The sequence below is a fragment of the Myxococcus sp. AB025B genome (assembly GCF_006518215.1).
GTDB classification, from domain to species: domain Bacteria; phylum Myxococcota; class Myxococcia; order Myxococcales; family Myxococcaceae; genus Myxococcus; species Myxococcus fulvus.
Window position 1 is genome coordinate 14,378 of the sequence record NZ_SRLW01000009.1, and the last position, 20,059, is coordinate 34,436.

1 protein-coding gene (only partly in view) is annotated in these 20,059 nt (G+C 72.4%); it reads left to right on the forward strand.

Annotated elements, in window-relative coordinates:
* Window positions 1-20,028: the 3' portion of an Ig-like domain-containing protein gene (locus FL311_RS02860; RefSeq protein ID WP_194869024.1), read on the forward strand. The gene continues 12,051 nt to the left of window position 1, outside the view; only the last 20,028 of its 32,079 coding nucleotides appear in the window; its start codon lies off the left edge, out of view; its stop codon occupies window positions 20,026-20,028.
* Window positions 20,029-20,059: the final 31 nt, after the last annotated feature.

The window sequence follows — 20,059 nt, forward strand, 5'->3', positions numbered from 1 at the left end:
GAGACCTCCAGCGACACCGTGTCGCGGCAGGTGGTGGTCGACACGATTTCGCCCCGCGAGGGCCCGGTGGCGGGCGGCACGCTCGTCACGCTGACGGGACGCGGCTTCGAGGCGGGCCTGGAGGTCCGCATCGGCGGCCTCCCCGCGGAGATCCAGTCCGTGTCGGCGAACGAAGTCACCGTGCGCACGCCCGTGTCCACGGTGGACGGCGCGGTGGCCATCGAGGTGCGCAACCTCTCGGGCACCTCGCTGACACGCGCGGGTGCGTTCATCTACACGCGGCCGCTGTCGCTGGTCTCGATCACACCGGGGCGTGGCCCGTCGTCGGGCGGCACGAAGGTGGTGCTCGAGGGCAACGGCTTCTCCACCAGCGGCACCATCCGGGTGCTGTTCGGCACCACGCCGGCGCTGCGCGTGCGCGTGCTGGGCATGAAGCGGCTGGAGGCGTACACGCCCAACGGGCTTCGTGGGGCGGTGGACGTGTCGGTGGTCCAGGACGGCGCTCCGCCCGCGGTGCTCGAGGATGCGTACATCTTCGACCAGCCCACGGACGCCTCGGTGGCGTTCCAGGGCGAGATTCGCGACATGGTGGCCATCGGCGACCACGTCTACATGGTGGGCGCGGGCGGGCTGCGCATCGTCGACCTGTCGGGCCTCTACCTGAAGGGGCGCCTGGCCGGGACGCCGATTCCTCCCGAGCGCCGCAGCGAGCTCATCGACGAGGACAATGACCGGCTGGACGACCGCATCATCGGGAAGTGGGACTACCTGGGCGCGGACCTGCTCTCCATCGCGTACGCGTCCGAGTGGAATGACCGCCTGTTCCTGGGCTCGGGCTCGATGCGGGGCCAGAGCTCGTACTCGGCGGCCACGGTCCTGGAGCTGGACATCTCCAACCCCGCGCGGCCCCAGCTGGTGCGGACCACGTCCGCCGGTGACGGCGCGGCCTTCGGTCTGGACCTGCGCGGAGACCGGCTGCTGACGGCGGCCGGCAAGGGCGGTCTGCTCGGCTTCGACATCACGAACGCGGCGTTCCTGCTCCACACGCTGAAGTCGCCGCTGGCCCCCGAGGTCAGCGCGCTGGCCGTGGAAGAGGGCCTCGCGGTGGTGGGGACCGGCACGTGGACGCCGGGGCACCGCTTCACCGGGGGCCAGCTGCACACGGTGCGGGTGGACAAGCGTCCGTCGCAGCGGGGCTCGCTGGCGCTGGATGTCCAGCGGGTGCGCCTGCGGCGGGACCACTGGGCCGTCGTGGCGGCGGGCAACGAGGGCCTGGTGCTGGTGAACGTGTCCAACCCCGATGCCCCCCAGCGGGGCGCGTCGGTGGGCACGGACGTGCTCAAGGGCTTCGCCTCGGATGTACGGGTGGTGGGGGACGTGGCCTATGTCGCGGTGGGCGCGGCGGGCGTGGCGGTGGTGGACCTGAGCAACCTGGCGGCGCCTCGGCTGATGCACCACGTCGCGGGTGCGAACGGTGGCGCCGCCGAGCGGGTCGCGGTGGCGGGAGGCCGCGTCGTGAGCGCCAGGAACCGAGGCGCCGCGGGCTGGGCGCTGGAGTTCGGTCAGGCGGCGGAGCTGACGTTGGTCTCCGCGAGCGTGAAGTCGGGCGACGTCGTCCCGCTGGACCTGTCCTCGATGATGCTGTCGTTCTCGACGACGGTGACGCCGGAGAGCGCGAAGCAGGCCGTGTCGCTGAGGGTGGACGGCGTGGAGTGGCTGGGCCCGGATGCGCCCGGCGCGGACCTGGAGGCTGGGAGCGCGGAGCAGCCCGTCAGCACGGTGCTCGTGCGCTTCCGTCCGGAGAGGCCGCTGCCTCCGAGCGCGGTGCTCCAGCTCTCCGTGTCCACCGACCTGCTCACGCCGGACGGCAAGCACCTGTTGACGCCGTTCTCGGTGGTGCTGGATGCCGCGGCCGACGAGGGCGCGCGTCCGGAGATTTCCCAGGTGGTGCCTCGCGTGGGGCCCACCGGGGGTGGCTCGTTCGTCCAGATCCTGGGCCGCAACTTCGCGGAGGAGACCACCGTCCTGATTGGCGGCGCGAAGGCGACCGTGCTCCCGTCGGACGGGCCCGCGTCGTCGGAGCGGCTCGTCGTCATGGTCCCGGGCGGAGAGCCGGGGCTCGCGGACGTGGTCGTCATCAACGGCGTCGTGAACGACGCGGGCGTGCTCGTGTCGGGCTCGGGGCTGTGGGACCGCAGGGCGGGTGGCTTCCTGTACAAGGCGCCGCTCTTCCTCTCGGCCGCGACGCCGCGCTTCCTCAACCCGTTCGGCGGCAGCCCCATGCGGCTGCGCGGTGACGGCTTCCTGCCGGCGTGGGCCTATGGCGCGCTCGGACCGCCGAAGGTGTATGTCGGCACGTTGCAGGCCACGGGTGTCCAGGTGGTGTCCACCGAGGAGCTGACGCTGACGGCGCCCCTGGGCTCGTTCGGCGAGGACGGCTTCGCCGAGGTCCGCGTGACGTCGCAGCTCCCGGACAACCGGGGCTCCGAGACGGGGACGGACCTGTTCGAGGACGTGCGCCTGGCGCGCAAGGTGGGCTACGGCCTGGAGCGTGGACGTCCTGAGAACGCGACGGGACCCGTGCTGCCCTCGGACGGCGTGGTCTCCGTCAACGACTTCAACACCCGCGCCCTGGTGGCGGACCTCGACTCGCCGCTCTACCTGTACTCCGCCGCCGGCGCCTCCATCCGGGGCAACCGTCAGCGCAAGGAGTTCCAGGGGACGCACGTCGACGAGGGGTACTTCTTCGACGCGTTCACGGCCGCCACGTTCGACGTGCGGATGCCCGGTCAGGCCCTGGCCTCGATTGGCCAGACGCTGAACCCGAACCCGGCCCGGGTGGACCTGCTGCAGGCCATCCTGTTCGGCTACCTGCCCGCGCAGACGCCGTGGCCGGAGCTGGAGCTGACGTCGGACTCGCTCGACGTGGCGACGCTGCCGGGCCAGGTCCTCATCGCCAACGGTGCGTCGGGCCTCGCGGTGACGACGGCGAATGACCGCGCCATGACGGAGCTGGGGCGCGCGAAGTTCGGAGGCTGGGCGGACCCCGAGTTCGCGACGCGCCTGTTGCCGACGCCCATGGGCAGCTGGGTGGCCTTCAACAAGATGGTGCCGAATCCTCCGCCGGACGCGGGGCCCTGCAAGGGCTTCGAGCCCGCGGCGGGCAACGGCGGCGTCCTCCGGTTGATGGACACGCGCTACCCCGCGGACCCGCTGCTCGTGGGCAGCCTCAGTCCTGGCGGTGAGCCGTACGGCATGATGGTGCACGGTGGCCGGCTGTTCGTGGCCACGGGGCACCACGAGGGCGTGCACTACTGCAACAACCCGGAGGGCACGCTGCCCCCGCCGCCCGAGTACTCCGTCGGCGGCGGCCTTGGTGGTGGTCAGCGCACGACGTACCACGCGAGGTCGTCCGAGGCGGGCCCGCGCGGCAGCCTGGTCATCTACGACTCGGCGCGCCCGGACGCCTCGGTGGTGAAGCGGCTGGACTACGACGCGAACCTCACCGACGTGGTGGTGGTGGGCGACACGGCCATCGTCGCGGCGGCGGAGCTGGGCCTGCTCTTCATCGACATCAGCGACCCGGCGACCGCCGAGGAGCTGGAGTCGCTGCGCATCGACTTCGACGAGACGCTCTCCAACACGCCGGGTCAGCCGCAGCGCCTGCGGCTGGTGGGCGACATGCTCTTCGTGTCCGCGAAGGATGGCGGCGTGGTGCTGGTGAACGTGGCGAACCCGCGTGAGCCGGAGCTGGTGAGTGGCGGCAACACGGAGTCCGCGCTGGACACGGCGCTGGCGGGAGACCGGCTGCTGCTCGCGGGGGGCGACAAGCTCACGGAGCTGGAGATTCCGTTCTCCTTCGTCACCGACGTCTCGCCGGAGCGTGGCGCCATCATCACCCCTGACAGCCCCGTGCTCGCGGTGCGACTCAACCGGCCCGTGCATGGGCCCAGCGTGACGCCCAGCTCCGTGTACCTGCTGGGCGAGAACGGTCAGCCCGCGCTCGGCGCGAACGGCCAGCCGGTCTCCCTGGACCTCACGGTGGAGCGCGTGGATGCGAAGCGGCACTACACGGTGAAGGCCACCGTGCAGGGCACGCTGAAGCCCGAGGAGGACTACACGCTGGTGCTCACGAAGGACGTGACGGATGAGCGCGCCGGACGGCTGCTGTCCGAGTTCCGTGCCACCTTCACGACGGGCAAGGCGAACGCCCGGGTGCCCATGCTGGTGTCCGTGTCGCCCACCACGCTGCCGCGCACCATGGGCGGCCCCATCACCCTGGCGGGCTCGGGCTTCACGGGCACGGAGGAGGTGCGGGTGGGGACGGACGTGGTGAACTGCGCCTTGGTGGCGGGCACGTGTCTGGTGACGGAGAGCGGCACGCGGATGTCGCTGACCGCCAGGGCGGCGGCGCAGGCGGGCCCCGTGGACGTGTCGGTGAAGCACCCCGGGGGCCCGAGGTCCGAGCTGCCCTTCGCGCTCTTCTTCGTCGATGACCCGGGCCAGGCGGTGGCCACCCTCTCGCCGAACCACGGTCCGGTGGGCGGGGGCACGCGCGCCACCCTGACGTTCGACAAGTCCGTCCTCGAGCCCGGCATGAAGGTCCGCTTCGGCGAGTCGCTGGAGGCGGAGGCGGTCGACATCGTCGACCTGCGCACGGTGCGCTTCACGGTGCCCGCGGCGACCGCGCCGGGGCTCGCGACGGTGACGCTGGTGCGCCCGGGCTCCACGCCGGAGACGACGCACACGTGGAACGTGGCGACCTTCGCCTACGACCTGCCGTTCGGCTCGAACCTGGGGCTGCCCGGCTATCCGCCCAAGAGCATCTCCGAGCTGCGGCTCTCCGGGAACACGCTGTACGTGGGCGTGGGCGGACCGGCGAACGCGGTGGGGCTGGACATCTTCGACGTGACGCTCGAGGAGCGTCCCATCCGCCTGGGCGGCGTGCGGACAGACAACCCGGTCAACGGCCTGGACGTGAGCGGCTCGCTGGTGCTGCTGGCCGAGGGCTCGGGGCTCACCGTGGTGGACGCGAGCAGGAGCCGGCTGCCGTACATCACCGGCCGGGTGAACACCGGTGGCCTGGCCACAGGGGTGCGCATCGAGGGCTCGATGGCGTACGTCAGCATCACCCAGCCCGGCGTGCCCAGCGGGCAGATCCAGGTCTTCGAGCTGCTGGGACCGCAGCCCGAGTTCGACCACGCCATCCTGCTGTACCCGGAGGACGGGCTCGCGTTGGACCTGGGGCCGGACCGCTTCTACGTCCTCACGTCGAACATCAACGCCTCGGGTGGAAACGGCCTGCGCCTGGCCATCCATGACCGCGCGGGTGCGCGGGTGGGCGGTGTCACCGTCGACGCGAACGCGACGCTGGAGCAGATGATGCGCGCCCGCATCACCGTGCGCGCCGGCCGGGCCTACGTCACGGTGGGCACGCGCCTGTACGTCTTCGACGTGACGACGGCGAACGAGGGCCAGCCGAAGCTGCTCCAGTCCACGTTGCTGGAGGCGGAGGGCACGGGCCTGACGTGGTTCGGCGGCGCGCTGTGGGTGGCCACGCGCGGTCAGAATCGCAGCGTCGTGGAGGTGCCGTCCTCGGAGCTGCTCGCGGTGGGCTCGGCTCCCGCGGATGGGGCCATGGCGCCGGTGGGCACGGACGTCCGCATCGACTTCACGATGCCCGTGGCGCTCAACACGCTGCAGCCGGGCGCGCTGGTGGTGGAGGCCGTCTCCGCCGCCCACCCGACGGGGCGCATCGTGCAGGGGACGCTGCGGGTGGAGGCGACGGGGCTGAGGACGTCGTCCCTGTTCTTCACGCCCGACGCGGGCCATGTCTTCGAGCCGGAGGAGGAGGTCGAGGTGTCGCTGACGGCGGGAGGCGTGCGGTCGATGCTGACCGAGGCCGGCCTGACGTATCCGCTGGCGACGCCCGTGCACTTCCGCTTCAAGGTGGACCAGGCGGGCCGGGCGCGGCCCTCCATCACCCAGCTGACTCCGTCGAGCGGCCTGAAGACCGAGACGACGACGGTGCGCATCGACGGCACGAACCTGGGCAGCCCGGGGCTGGTGGTGTTCGTGGGCGAGACGCCCCTCACCGGCGCGGGTGACGTGGTGTACGACTCCGAGACGGAAGCGCTCACCGTGCGCATTCCTCCCTCGACGAACTCCGGCCCGGCGGCGGTGCGCGTGGGGTACGCGGATGGCATGACGGCGACGCGGCTGGGGACGTTCACCTACCGTGAGGCGCTCCAGTTGAGCGCGCCCGTTCCTGACAACTCGGGTCAGCAGGGCGGCGTCGAGGTGGCGCTGCGCGGCGCGGGCTTCCTGCCCGACATGAAGGTCTTCTTCGGTGACGCGCGCTCCTTCACGGTGCACGTGCGCTCGGCCAACGAGGCCACGGCGGTGGCGCCGCCCCACGGCGCGGGCCTGGTGGACCTCACGGCGCGGCTGGAGCTGCCCACCCACTCGGGTGGGACGCAGATCAAGGAAGGGGTGCGGCCCGACGCGTTCCTCTACGGCGCGGGCGCCATGGCGCGGCTGGAGACGCCTCCGCTGCGGCAGGTGCTGGTGGACCGGGGCGTGCTGTATGGCGCCATCGGCGGACAGGTGGAGGTGACCGGGCCCAACGGCGCGGCGGTGGAGGGTGGCGGCTCGCGTGCGCAGTCGCAGGGCGGCCTGTACATCGCGGACCTCTCCGAGCAGACGGCGGTCCGGCAGATGGCCCGGGTGATGTTCACCGACAGCGGGACGTCGGGGGCGTACCAGCTCGCGAAGCAGGGAAGCACGCTCTACGTGGCCGCGGGCACGGCGGGCGTGAAGGTGGTGGACGTGGCGCGGCCCTCCGCGGCGAGCGTGAAGTACACGCTGCCGGGAACGGGGGCCACGGTGGGCGTGGCCGTCGCGGGAGACATGCTCTACGCGGCGGACGCCTCGGGCATCCGGGCCTATCGGACCACGGAGAACCCGCAGCCCCGTTTGACGTCGCAGCGGCTCATCCCGGGCGGCGTGACGGCGATGGCGCTGCATGGCCACCACCTGCTCGCCGCGACGGAGGGCGCGGGCGGCACGCGCCTGCTCGTGCTGGACGCGCGGCGCGGAGACCTGGCGCAGGTCGGTGAGCACGCGCTCATCGGCGCCGCGCGACACATCGCGATGGACGGCTCGCGAGCCTTCGTGTCGCTCGGCGCCAAGGCCCAGGTGTCCATCATCGACGTGAAGACGCCGGACGCGCCGGTGCTCCTGGGGGCGCTGGTGCTGGCGGACGTGACGGGCCGTGGCCGCGTCTCCGCGGAGCAGACGCGCGTGGCGGCGGGCATCGCGTACGTCGCGGCGGGCGGTGGCAAGGTGCAGCGCTTCCGGGTGACGCACGCCGGGGCTGTCACGCCGCTGGAGCATGCGCTCGTCCAGGGCGACGCCACGTCGCTGGCGATGATGGACCGCTACCTGATGGTGAGCACGCTGGTGCTCGACAAGAACGGTCGCGCGGTGGAGCTGCCCGTGCAGCCTCCCGACGACGGGCGCGGCGAGCTGGCCGGCACCCTGGCCTCGGTGATGCTCGACCACCTGGAGGTGCGTGGCTCCATTCCCGAGGACGGCGAGACGGTGCCGGTGGGCACGCGCCCGGCGGTGCTCCTGTCGGAGCTGCCGAGCACGGACACGCTGGATGAGCTTCGCCTGGAGACGCTGTCCGCGTCGCCGCAGGAGGTGGCGGGCACGGTGGAGGCCCGCTCGGACGAGGGCGGCGCCAGGGCCACGTTCATCCCCGCGTCCGCGCTGACGGTGGGCACGCGCTACGTGCTCAAGGTCGGAGCCGGCCTTTCGGACCTGCAGGGCGGAGAGCTGGGCGCGGACACGGAGGTGCGCTTCCAGACGGCCACGCGCAACACCGTGGAGCGCCCGACGCTGGGTGAGGTGAGCCCGGGGTATGGCCTCACGGCGGGCGGTGAGACGCTGACGATCCACGGCACGGGCTTCGAGTCCGGCTGCACGGTGCGCATCGGCGGGCAGTTGGCGGGCGCGACGTCCCTGGGTGCCTGCGCGGTGTCGCAGGGTGGCAAGGTCATCACCGTCCTGGCGCCTCCGGGCGTCGCGGGCGCCGCGGCGGTGGAGGTCATCAATCCGGATGGCCTGTCCGTGTCGCGGCTGGGGGCCTACCGCTACCTGCCGGTGCCCAAGCTCACGAAGGTGGAGCCGGCCTTCGCGGAGACGATGAGCCGCGCGCAGGTCCGCCTGTCGGGCGAGGGCTTCTACGCGGGCTCGAAGGTGACGTTCGGCGGCGTGCCGGCGCTCACCACGACGGTGGATGTGTCGGGCACGCTGACGGCGACGGTGCCGGATGGAATCGTCGGTCCGGTGGACGTACGCGTGGAGACGGGCTCGGGCGGCAACGCCCAGGGCAGCTCCCTGGTGGCGGGCTTCACCTTCACGCTCGCCCAGCGCGAGAGCCTGACGGTGGGCGGGGCCGCGAGCGCGCTCGTGGGGACCACGCTGCTGCAGGCGCGGGACAAGGACCTGGTCGCCATCGACCTGTCGACGTCCGGCAACAAGCTGGAGCTGGGCCGCGTGGCCGGTGTGGAAGGCGCGCTGTCGCTGGCGGTGTCGGGCGACCGCGCCGTGCTGCTCGGGACGAACGGGGTGGTGCGCTACGACCTGGGGGCCTGTGGCAGCGGCCCGGGTGTGCCTTGCGCGCCCGAGGAGCTGGACCGTGTCCCGTTGGTGACCGGCGCGCCCCTGTCGACGGTGGCCGTGGGGCCCGGCGCGACGACGGTGGTCGTGGCGGGAGGAAGCGAGCTGGTGGTGCTCGGTGAGCTGCGCGAGGGCGCGCAGACCCGGGACGCGCTGGTCGTCGTGGCTCAGCACTCGGTGGCGCCCGCGCGGGTCGTCGCCCTGGGCGTGGTGGGCGAGGCGCTGGCGGTGCTGATGGACGAGGGCCAGGTGTCGCGCATGGAGCTGCGAGACCTGAGCGACGGCGAGCTGGAGCCGCTCTCCGTGGTGAGCGGGCTGGCGGGCGTGGCCCAGGCCCTGGCCGTGGATGGCAGCCGCGTCGCCGTGGCCACGGGCCGCACGGCCCATGTCGTGGAGGTGTTGGACCCGGCGTTCCCGAGGCGGCTGGGCTCGTGGACGTCGGTGGATGAGTCGACGAGCACTCCGCGCACCGTGGCGCTCGCGGGCCCGTGGCTGCTGGCCGCGGGGACGAACCGCGCGGCGTGGATCGACACCACGACGGCGCCGGGCTTCGTGGAGCGCACGTTCTTCATGCACACGGTGTCGTCGCTGCCGAAGGCGCTGCTGGGAGACGGCATCGCGCTGCTCGCGGGCGCTTCGCGCACGCAGCTCTTCGACACGCTGCCGTATCCGACGGTCCGGCACACGTCGCCGCCTCCGGGAGGCGCGCTGTCGCCGGAGGCTCCGGTGACGGTGTCCCTGGCCAGCGAGCTGCCGCTGACGGTGGCGGCGCAGTCCTCCATCCTCCTGCTGGAAGGGGAGACGGAGGTGCTCGCGAGCGTGGAGCGTTCGGGCTCGGTGGTGCGTGCGCTGCCCGAGGACACGCTGGTGTCCTCGCGTGACTACACCGCGCGCGTCACCCTGGGCGCGACGCCGTACCGTGGCGGAACGGTGCTGAGCCCCTGGTCCTTCTCGTTCAAGGGCGGCGCCGGCGAAGCGGGCGTGCGCGTCAGCCACATCAGCCCGGACCACGGGCCGGTGGCCGGTGGCACCGTGGTGACGCTCACGGGCCAGGGCTTCTCCGCCGCGTCCCAGGTGTACTTCGGCGCGACGCGGGCAGAGGCCGACCCGACGCACACCGCGAGCGGCACGGAGCTGCGGGTGCTGGCGCCGTCGACCCTGTTCGCGGGGCCGGTGACGGTGCGCGTCGTCGACGGTGGTGACGAGGCGCGTGTCCCGGGCGGGTTCGTCTACACGGCCCCCATCACCGTGTCGGAGGTCACCCCGAACCGGCTGGACTTCGCCGGGGGCTGGGTGACGCTGAAGGGCACGGGCTTCACCCGGGGCCTGGAGGTCCGCTTCGCGCCGAGTGCTCCCGCCGCGAAGCTGTCCGGCTTCACGTCGACCCGCGTGGATGTCCAGGTGCCCGCCGGAGTGGCGGGCTGGGTGCCGCTGTACCTGTCGCAGCCCGGCGCGAGCCTGGTGCTGCCCGAGTCCCTCTCCCGAGGCGACCTGAAGCCGCCGACGTCGCGGCCCGTGTACGCGCCCGTGGGCGCCGTGCCGCTCGCGCAGAAGGTGTTCAGCGCGACGTTCGACGAGCCCATCCGGATGCACACGGGGAGCGAGCCGGCCACCACCGCGGTGCTGACGAACGCCACCACGGGCGCGACCGTGGCGGGCACGGTGAGCCTGTCGGGCTCGACGTTGACGGTGACGCGCGGCACGAGCGCGGCGAACCTGGAGTCGAACGGCACGTACAAGCTGACGCTGAAGAACGTCTACGACCTGGTGGGCAACGTCCAGGCTTCGCCGGACGCGCACTACTACTACGCCCAGGACACCATCGACCCGACGGTGGCGCTGGCCTTCGTCGGCCGCGCGATGCCCGTGCACAACGCCACGCTCGGTATTGGCACGGAGTACGTCTTCGCGGTGTCAGGCACGGACGCCAGCGGGACGAATCTGGAGATGGAGTTCTTCATCGACGGCGAGGAGGTGTCGCGCGTGGACCGCTGGACGCCGCACTTCCGCTACACGTGGCGGAGCATCCCGCCCAGCGGCCAGTCCACGCTCGTGGCCCGGGTGACGGACCCCAGCGGCAACGACGCCGAGCTGTCGGCCACCGTCTTCCTGACGAATGACCGGGTTCCCTCGGTGCGCTTCCTCGAGCCCACGCTGTCCGCCGTGGAGCGCACGGAGGGGGGCACGCTCCCGCTGGTGGTCCGCGCGGAGGACCCCGACGCCCTCAACGCCCTGGAGCTCAGCCTGGACGGCCAGCCGTTCCGGCGCGTCACGGGCCTGTCGGGCCAGCTGTATGACTTGACGGAGTCGCTCCCGCTGACGCTGTCGGGCTCGACGGGCGAGGTCCACGAGCTGGTCGCGGTGGCGACGGACTCGCGGGGCCAGACGTCTCCGCCCGCCCTGTTGCAGGTGACGGTGACGCCGGACGTGCAGGACCCGACGGTGGCGTGGTTGTTGCCGACGGCGGGCGCGAAGCTGCCCTCGGGCGCGGGGCTGGACCTGCGCGTGAAGGTGACGGACGACAACCGCGTTGCTCGCGTCACCATCGAGGAGCTGGTGGGGACCGGCGCGGCGAAGCAGGTCGCCTCGTTCACGGGCGTGCCCGGGCCGGTGCGCTGGGTGGCGCCGACCGTGTCCCAGGACACGCAGGTGAAGCTGCGCCTGCGGGCCTACGACGCGCGCGACAACGACGCGGAGGCGACGGTGGACGTCACCGTGCTGGGCGCGAGCTCGAGCGCGACGCGGCCGATGGTGAGCCTGCGTGAGCCCGCCGTGGGCAACACGCTCGCGGAAGGGGCGCTCGTGGACGTGCTCGTGGACGTGAGCGCGCCCGCCGGCATCGCGTCCGTGCGGCTGGAGATGGACACGCAGTCGGTGACGCTGACGAACGCGCCGTGGCGGTACACGTTCAGGGTGCCCGTGCTGGTGAAGGACGCGCCGTACTACGTGCCCGTCCGGGCGGTTGCCACGGACGTGGACGGACTCCAGAGCGAGCAGCTGGTGCGCTTCTTCTCCGTGGTGAACGCGCTGCCGGACCCGGTCATCCAGGTCGCGACGCGCCCCGTGGGGCCGATGTGGCTGGGAGGCTCGTCGCTGCGCGTGGGCGCCGAGGCGGGGTACATGACGCCCGTGCCCTCGCTCCAGGTAGGCGCGGTCGCCCTCACGGAGACGGCGCCGGGCGTTTACCACCTGCCGTCCGGGCCTGAGTCGGCGCCGGTGGTGGCGAGGGTGGAGGCGCTGGAGACGGGCTCGCAGCGGCTGGCGAGCACGAAGTCCGGAACGCTGGCGGTGTTCGCGGGCACGGAGGCGTCCGTGGTGCGGGAGCCGTCGCTGCCGGTCATCGCGGTGGCCGCGCGGAGCGACGCGTGGGCGGTGGTGCGTGAGGACCCGGCGGGCGAGAGCCTGGTGGAGCTGCGCTCGCGCGGCGCGCTGGGGGTGTTGGCCGAGCGTCGGGTGAAGGGCCGCGCGGTGGGCCTGGCCTTTGTCGAGGACTCGCTCGCGGTGGCGGTGCGTCGCGACGGCGCGGGCGTCATCGAGCTGATGTCGCTGCCCGACCTGACGGTGACGACGGTGCCCGTGCGGCGCACGCCCACGGCGCTGGCCTCGGTGCGTGGCGCGCTGTTGCTGGTGGGCACGGACGAGGGCGTGGAGGTCCTCACGGCCTCGGGTGCGCTCGCCGCGCGGCTGTCCGGAGCGCCGGTGAAGTCCCTGTCGGCGAACGGGACGCGCGCGCTGGTGCTCGAGTCCACCCGACTGGTGTCGCTGGACCTGTCCACGCCGCACGCGCCCACGCAGAAGGCGTCGGCGCCCGTGACGGATGGGCAGCTCGTCGTGGGCGTGGGCGCGGACCAGGCCTGTGTGATGGGGACCAACACCGTGCGCTGCTTCGAGGAAGCCGGGAGCCTCCTGGAGCAGCAGGGGACGGGGGCCGGCGTGGATGCGCCGGTGCGCTCGGCCTCCGTGCTCGGGCCGTGGCTCGCGGTGGGGACGGACCTGGGCGTGCGCGTGTTCGACGTGCGCTCGGAGCCGGTGTCGGGTGGTGCGTATCCGGTCGGCGTGGGTGATTTCCCCGCGCTGACGGGGGCGGCGGTCCTGGCGGCGGGAGACCTCCTGTCCGCGGAGGCCGGGACGGTGGCGCGCCTGCCGCTGGTCCGTGGGCCGGCCAGGCCCGAGCTGTCGCTCCAGGTGGCGTCGTCGACGGCCGTGGCGGGGAGCCGCCTGGCGCTGACCGCGTCCATGACCGACGAGGCGGACACCTTCGAGGCCTTCGTCTCGGTGCTGAAGGTGAATGGCCACACGGTGCAGGTGCTGGACGGACGGCTGCCGGACGCGGTGGACCTGCCGCTGACGGGGGCCACGGCCCGACTCGAGCTGTCGGTGTTCGACCAGGCGGGCAGGTCCGACGCGAAGGTCGTCGAGGTGGGGCTGACCCCGCCGACGACGGGCCCGGAGTTCGTGTCGCTGGACGCGCCCGCGCAGGTGTACGAGGGCACGCTCATGACGGTGGTCCCGAGGTTCGTGGACCCGTCGCGGGTGAAGCAGGTGACGGTGACGCTGAAGGATGGGGCGACGGTGCTCGACAGCGTCACCGTGAGCGCGCCCTTCCTGCGGGCGGTGCTGCGCGTGCCCATGGTGGGCACCGGCGTGGGCCATGGCGTGACGGTGGAGGCGACCGCGACGGACGACGTCCACACGGCCATCTCCGCGCCCGCGCCCGTGCTCGTCTTCACCAACCCCCAGCCGGTGGGGACGGCGTTCACGCTGACTCCCGCGGTGGCCCAGGTCGTCGAGGGCCAGCCGGTGCAGGTGACGCTGGCCTTCGGCAGCGGGGTGAGCGCGCCGGAGCGGTACACGGTGAGCTTCTCGGTGGGCAGGACGACGATGACGCAGACGGAGCAGCAGGTCATCGTCTCGCCCGCCACCGTGGCCACGCCCCGGATGCCGAACCTGGCCCAGGGAGAGGTCCAGGCGCAGATGCTCATCACCGCGCGCCTGGTCGATGGTGACGGCCGCGAGTCGGTGGCGAGCACGCAGGTGCTGGTGCTGGAGGATGTGTCGAACCCGACCATCTCCGACATCGTGGTGACGCCGACGGGGACCGAGGTGTCCGCGGGCTCGACGGTGACGGCGAAGCTGGTAGCCGCGGATGGGACGCTGCCGCTGGCGGAGCAGGTGCTGCGCGTGAAGCTGGGCGGGGCGCTGGTGGCCTCGGGTGGGCCGGCGCTGAGCTACACCGTGCCGGTGGGCACGCCCTCGGGCACCGTGCTGCGCGTGGAGGGTTGGGTGAAGGACCTCCAGGGCCGCGTCGGCGAGGCGTTCCGGGAGCGGACCGTGAGCGCGCCGGTGTTGTCCGACGGCGCGGTGACGGTGGCGGGCATGTTCGCCAACGCGGTGGACCTCGCGGTGCTCGGCGACCGGGTCCTCGTCGCCACGCCCTCGGGAGTGGCCGTGGGTCTCCGGGTGGAGGACGCGCAGGGCGTCACCGTGACGCCCGTGGGACAGGTGCGCGTGGAGGGCACGCCCCGCTCGCTGGTGGTCCAGGGACATCACGCCCTGGTGGCGGTGGAGCAGGGCGGCCTGTGGGTGGTGGACGTGTCGAGGCCGGAGGCCCCGCGCGTGGTGGGCCGGCACGAGACGTCGTTGGTGATGTCGATGGGCGCGTCGAGCCGGGCCTTCGTGGCGCACGAGTCCTCGTACAACGTCGACGAGGTGCACCTGACGGAGCCCTCGGCGCCCGAGCTGCGGCGGTACGTGGAGCGCTACAACCCGTGGCTGAACACGCCGCTGCTGGGCGTGTCGAACGACCGGCTGTTCTACGCGTCCGCGCAGACGCTCTACGCGCACAAGGTGGAGTCGGAGTCGGTGCCTTGCTGCGGTGGGCCCATGTCCGTGGGCCTGCAGTCCACGGTCCGGCAGGTGGACGTGGAGGGGGGCATGGCGGTGGTGGGCACGGCGCGGGGCATCCACGTGGTGCACCTGGGCGCGTCGAACATGGTGGCGCTGGGCGAGGCGCAGCTGGGCATCGGGACGCGGGCGCTGACTGTCAGTCGGGGTCTGGCCTACGTGGCCGGCGACGACGACGTGCTGCGCGTGGTGGACCTCCGCGAGCCCACGGCGCCGCGAGTGCTGGGGCAGCTGCCGGTGGCGGCCCGTTCGCTGCGCGTGTCGGGTGGCGCGCTGCTGGCGGCGACCCCGCGGGGGCTGGTGGTGCTGAAGCTCGTCGACCGGGTCTCGGACGGGACGCAGCCGCCGATGCTGGGCGAGGGCTGGTCCACGACCGATGCCGTGGTGGGCGTGGCCGCGGCGCGGCGGGGTGTCATCGTGGCGGCCGGGCTGGGTGGCGCGTCGCTGCTGGACCTGGCCGACCCGTCCCACCCGGTCTTGAATCGCGCGGTCTCCACCACGCTGAAGGCGGTGCGGCAGACGGAGCGGCTCGGCGGGGACACCTTCCTGCTGAACGCCGCGACAATGTCCGTGCATACCGACGCGAACAGCACGGGAGCCTTCACCGTGGACTCCACGCGGGGAAGCCGGCTGGGCGGCATCGGGAGCGTGGAGCGGTTCGCCGTGAGCACCGGCCGGCTGTGGACGGTGGGCGGCGGAGTGCTCGCCACGGCCAGCCTGCCCACGGTGGAGTCCATCAAGAAGCTGGACCTGCAGGGGCCCACGCTCGACGTGGCGGGTGATGAGCGCCGCGCCGTCATCGCGCAGGGCACCCTGGGCTTCACCTGGGCGGAGCGTGACAGCGCCGGAGACATCCTCCGGAGGGCGAGCGTGTCCGGTCAGGCCGCGAACGTGGTGGCGCTGGAGGGACAGCGACTGCTGGCGGGCAACGACGACGGCTTCCGCGTGTACACGCTGGACGCGGCGGGGAGCCTGCGCGAGGTGGGCACGGTGCCCACCGAGGGGGCCGTGCGCCGCATCCGGATGGTGGGCCTGCTGGCGCTGGTGTCGACGGACGAGGACGTGCAGCTCTGGGATGTCTCGTCCCATACGCCCGTGCTGAGGGCCACGCTCGACGCGCCGGACGCGCGCGACGCGGTGCTGGCCGGCGACCAGGTCGTCGTGGCGCGGGGCTTCCAGGGCCTGTCGGTGTTCACGGCGCCCGCGCAGCTCGCGCCTCCTTCGGCGACCCTGCGGTTGGCGGCCGCGCCGCTCATCGTGGAGCCGGGCACGCTGGTGTCGTTCGACGCCCGCACGTCCGGGGCACGGCTGGGGAGCGCGACGCTGTGGGTGGACGGGGCGCCCTTCGCGCACCTGGAGACTGGAGCGGTGTCGGGGCAGTGGTGGGTGCCGGAGTCGGCGCTGCCCGGCTCGGAGTGGTTGCTCCAGGTCCGCGGACGGACCGCCAGCGGCGCCGAGGCTCAGTCCGAGGTCCAGGTCATCCGCGTGAGCGCTCCCGAGGAGGAGTCGCTGTGGGTGTCGATGCAGGAGCCGTATGCCTATCAGGAGTTCGCCAGCGGTCAGCTGGTCCCGGTCCGGGTGGACGTGTCCGGCGGCGCCCGGCCGTACACCGTGACGGTGAGCATGGAGGACGTGTTCGTCGGTGTGCTGTCGCCCGTCGTGGGCGCTCCGAGAAACTACGCGGGGGTCGTCCGGCTCCCGGCGCACCTGGTGGGCAACCCCGAGGTCCATGTCGACGTGGTGGACGCCCTGGGCCAGTCGGTGCGTGGAACCCTGCCGCTCCAGGTGCGTGACTCGTCGAGTCCGCCGACGCTGCTGTCGGGTCTGCCGCCGCGCCTGTTCGCGAGCCCCGCGAAGAACCCGCTCTACCTGTCGGCGTGGGACGACGGGCCGTCCGTGCTGCGCTTCTCCGTGGACGGGGTGGTCGTCGCGAGCAGCGCCTCGGACGAGCAGGGCGGCGAGCACGGCTTCGAGCACCTGCTCGAGTTCCCGACGAAGCAGGCGGGAGACACGGTGACGCTGCGGCTGGTGGTGGAGGACACCCTGGGCCAGCGCGTGGATACGGGTGAGCGCAGCTACACGCTGCTGGAGCCGGTGGCCCTGCCGGACATCGAGTACGTGTCGATGTACGAGACGCGAGCGGAGGGGACGTCCACGAACATGAGCGCCGAGGCCAGCGACGTGGACGGAGACCTGGACACGGTGAGCGCGTGGATCATCTACGGCGCGACCTGGGTGAGCCCCACGCACATCGTGGGAGGCGGGACGCCGCAGCACCTGGCCACCAGCACCGACGGCTATGTCGAGGCCACCTTCCCGGTCCCGCTGCTGTCGGACCCGGTGCTGGCGGGCAAGACGTCCCTGGTGGTGATGGTGGTCGCCCGGGATTTGATGGGCCACGAGAGCCGGCGCTACACCGAGCTGAACATCAGCGAGAACGAGGTGCCCGAGGGCACCTTCAACTTCGGCTCATGGCCGTGGGGCCGGGAGCTGGTCGCGGACCATCCCGTCGAGGCGGGGGTCAGCGCGTGGGATGACGTGGGGCTCCAGTCGGTGTCGCTGACGGTGACCGACTCCACGGGCGCGGTCTTCACCGCGTCGACCACCTGCTCGGGCACGAACAACTGCTACGTGGCGCTCCCGTCCAGGGCCTTCCCGGCGGGTGCGCTGCACCTCGAGGCGGACCTCACCGACGTCCGGGGGCTGTCCGTGTCCATCGAGGCCACGTACCAGGTCGCGGTGAACCGCGCGCCGTGGTTCTACCTCTCCTCACGTGAGAGCTATGCGCTGGCCGGCCGTCCCATCCAGGTGCGGGCGACCGTCTACGACGAGAAGCGCATCGCGCTGATGTCGCTGACGGCGGACGGCGTGCCGCTGGGCGGCAACGGTGGGATCGACGTGAGTCCGTACTCCGGTTACACGCTGACGGGCACGCACACGCCGTCGACCCCGGGGACGATGACCGTCACGTCGTTCGCGGCGGACTGGCTCGGCGCGACCGCGACGTCCGCGCCGCTCCAGGTGCCTGTCTATCCGTCCGACCGGGGCGGGGCCTGCCAGTCCTCCATCACGATTCCCACGGGCATGGACTTCTTCCCGCTGAACGTGGTGCATGCCACGACGGTGCAGCAGCCCTGCGGGTATGGCTCCAGCTCGGGCAGCGGGACGTGGTTGTCGCTGCCGTTCGATGGCCCGGTCGAGCGCCTGGAGGTGTCGGGGAGCTCGGGCTACTACCTGCCGCTGGCGTTCTTCATCCAGGACATGACGGGCGAGGCGGGCTGCACGCCGGTCCCCGAGCGCGCCACGTGCCGGACGACGGCGGTGACGAGCCTCACGACGGGGCCGCTGTCGAGGGACGCGAAGATCTACTTCCCGAACTCCGGGCCGGGCGTGGGGCTGCGGCTGGCGAGCGCCGTGCTGGGGGTCGGGGCGCGGTGCACGCCCGGGGACGCGAACTTCGTCTGCGGCCATGGTGTCTGCGGCGAGCAGGAGGACGAGCAGAACCCGGATGGCTCACCGGCGTACCGCTGCCAGGCGAACGCGTGTGACGACGGCAAGAACAACGCGGACGGAGACCTGGTCTACGACTACCCGAGCGACCCGGGCTGCGAGTCGCCCGAGGACGACGACGAGACGGACCCGCTGACGCAGCCCGCCTGCTCGGATGGCGACGACGACGACGGGGACGGCCTGGTGGACTGGCCGGAGGACCCGGGGTGTGGCAGCGCGGCCGGGACGTCCGAGTCGGGGGAGGGCGAGAGCTGCGAGGCGCCCATCGACCTGACGACGGAGGCGAGCGTGGGCCTGGCGCCGCGGGCCGTGCTGCCGCTCGACTTCACCGAGGCGGTGGATGACCACCGGTTGAGCTGCTCGACGCCGGGGCAGGTGGACCGGGTGGTGGGCATCCGGGTGCCGGGGCCCGGCTCGGTCTTCGTGGTGGGAGACCCGCAGGTGCAGGGCATCTCGCTGCGGGATGCGTGCGCGCTGGACTCGCGGACGCTGGCTTGCAACGTGGCGTCGGAAGCGCAGGCCACCGGCTACACGTACCTGCCGGAGGCAGGCGTGGTCTTCGCCGTCGTCGAGGGGACGGGCCTGGGACGCATCGACGTGTCCGGCCTGCTCGATGACGACGCCGCATGCGACCCGCTGCAGCCCTGGTTCCAGTGCTCGGAGACGCAGGTCTGCCGGCCGAAGGAGCTGGAAGGGGGAGGCGTGTCCTCCACGTTGTTCCAGTGCCGGCTGCCCCGATGCTCGGACGGGGAGGACTCGGACGAGGATGGGAAGAACGACTTCCCGTACGACCCGGGGTGCGAGAGTCCGATGGACGATGACGAGACGGACCCGACCCCGGTGCCGGCGTGTGGCGACTCGGTGGACAGCGAGCCGGTGGGCTTCACGGATGGGTTGATCGACTTCGCCCTGGCGCCGGGAGGAGACCCGTCCTGCACGAGCGCCGCGGATGACGACGAGGTCGCGTGTGGTCAGGTCCTGCCGGCGCAGAACCTCCCCACGGCGCCGCTGGTCCTCGTGGGGAGGACGGCGCGGGCGGGGCGGTACGTGTCGTCGCAGTGTGGCGGGGTGAGCGGAGCGTCCATCAACGCGGTGGCCTACGACCTGGTGGCGCCCATCGCGGGGACGTACCGGTTCGCGGTGGAGGGGCGCTCGAACCTCTACCTGTCCCTGCGCCAGGAGAACTGCCGGGGTGGGTTCGTCGCGAAGTGCAGCCGGAACAACTGGCCGGACGGCGTGATGGGCGAGGTGACGCTCGCCGCGAACGAGCGCGTGGTCGTCGTCCTGGAGAGCTACGGCCCGCAGGACTTCACGCTGAACGTGGACATGCCGTACGCGTGCAGCAACGGGCGCGACGACGATGGTGACGGGCGCGTGGACTACCCGAGCGAGCCGGGGTGCGATTCGCCCAAGGACGAGTCCGAGGTGGACCCGGCGGTGCTGCCCACGTGCTTCGACGGCGTGGACAACGACGACGACGGAGACGTGGACTATCCGCAGGACGCCGATTGTCAGGCGGCCTCCGGCCGGACGGAGCGCGCCAACTGCCAGGGCGTGGAGGGGGTGACGCTGACGGGGGCGCTGCCCCTCTGGACGGCGGGGAGCACGTCGGGGGCCAGTCATATCGACCACGATGTGCCGGCGTGCCGCTATCCCTCCTCGGCGCCTGAGAAGGTGTTCTTCTGGGAGGCGCCGGCGGCGGGCACGTATGTGATTGATACGGCGGGCTCGAGCATCGGCACGGTGGTGGCGGTGTACCCGCGCACGTGCGAGCCTCGGCAGGTGCTCACGTGTGATGGGAACTACCGGGGCGAGGGCGTCTCGGAGGTCCGGATGCCGCTGGCGGCCGGTCAGGCCATCTCCATCGTCGTGGATGGCTACAGCGACTGGGACGTCGGCAGCTTCCAGCTCAGCATCCGTCAGGAGTGAGTGGAGGGAACACGGCCCGCGCTCGAGGAGG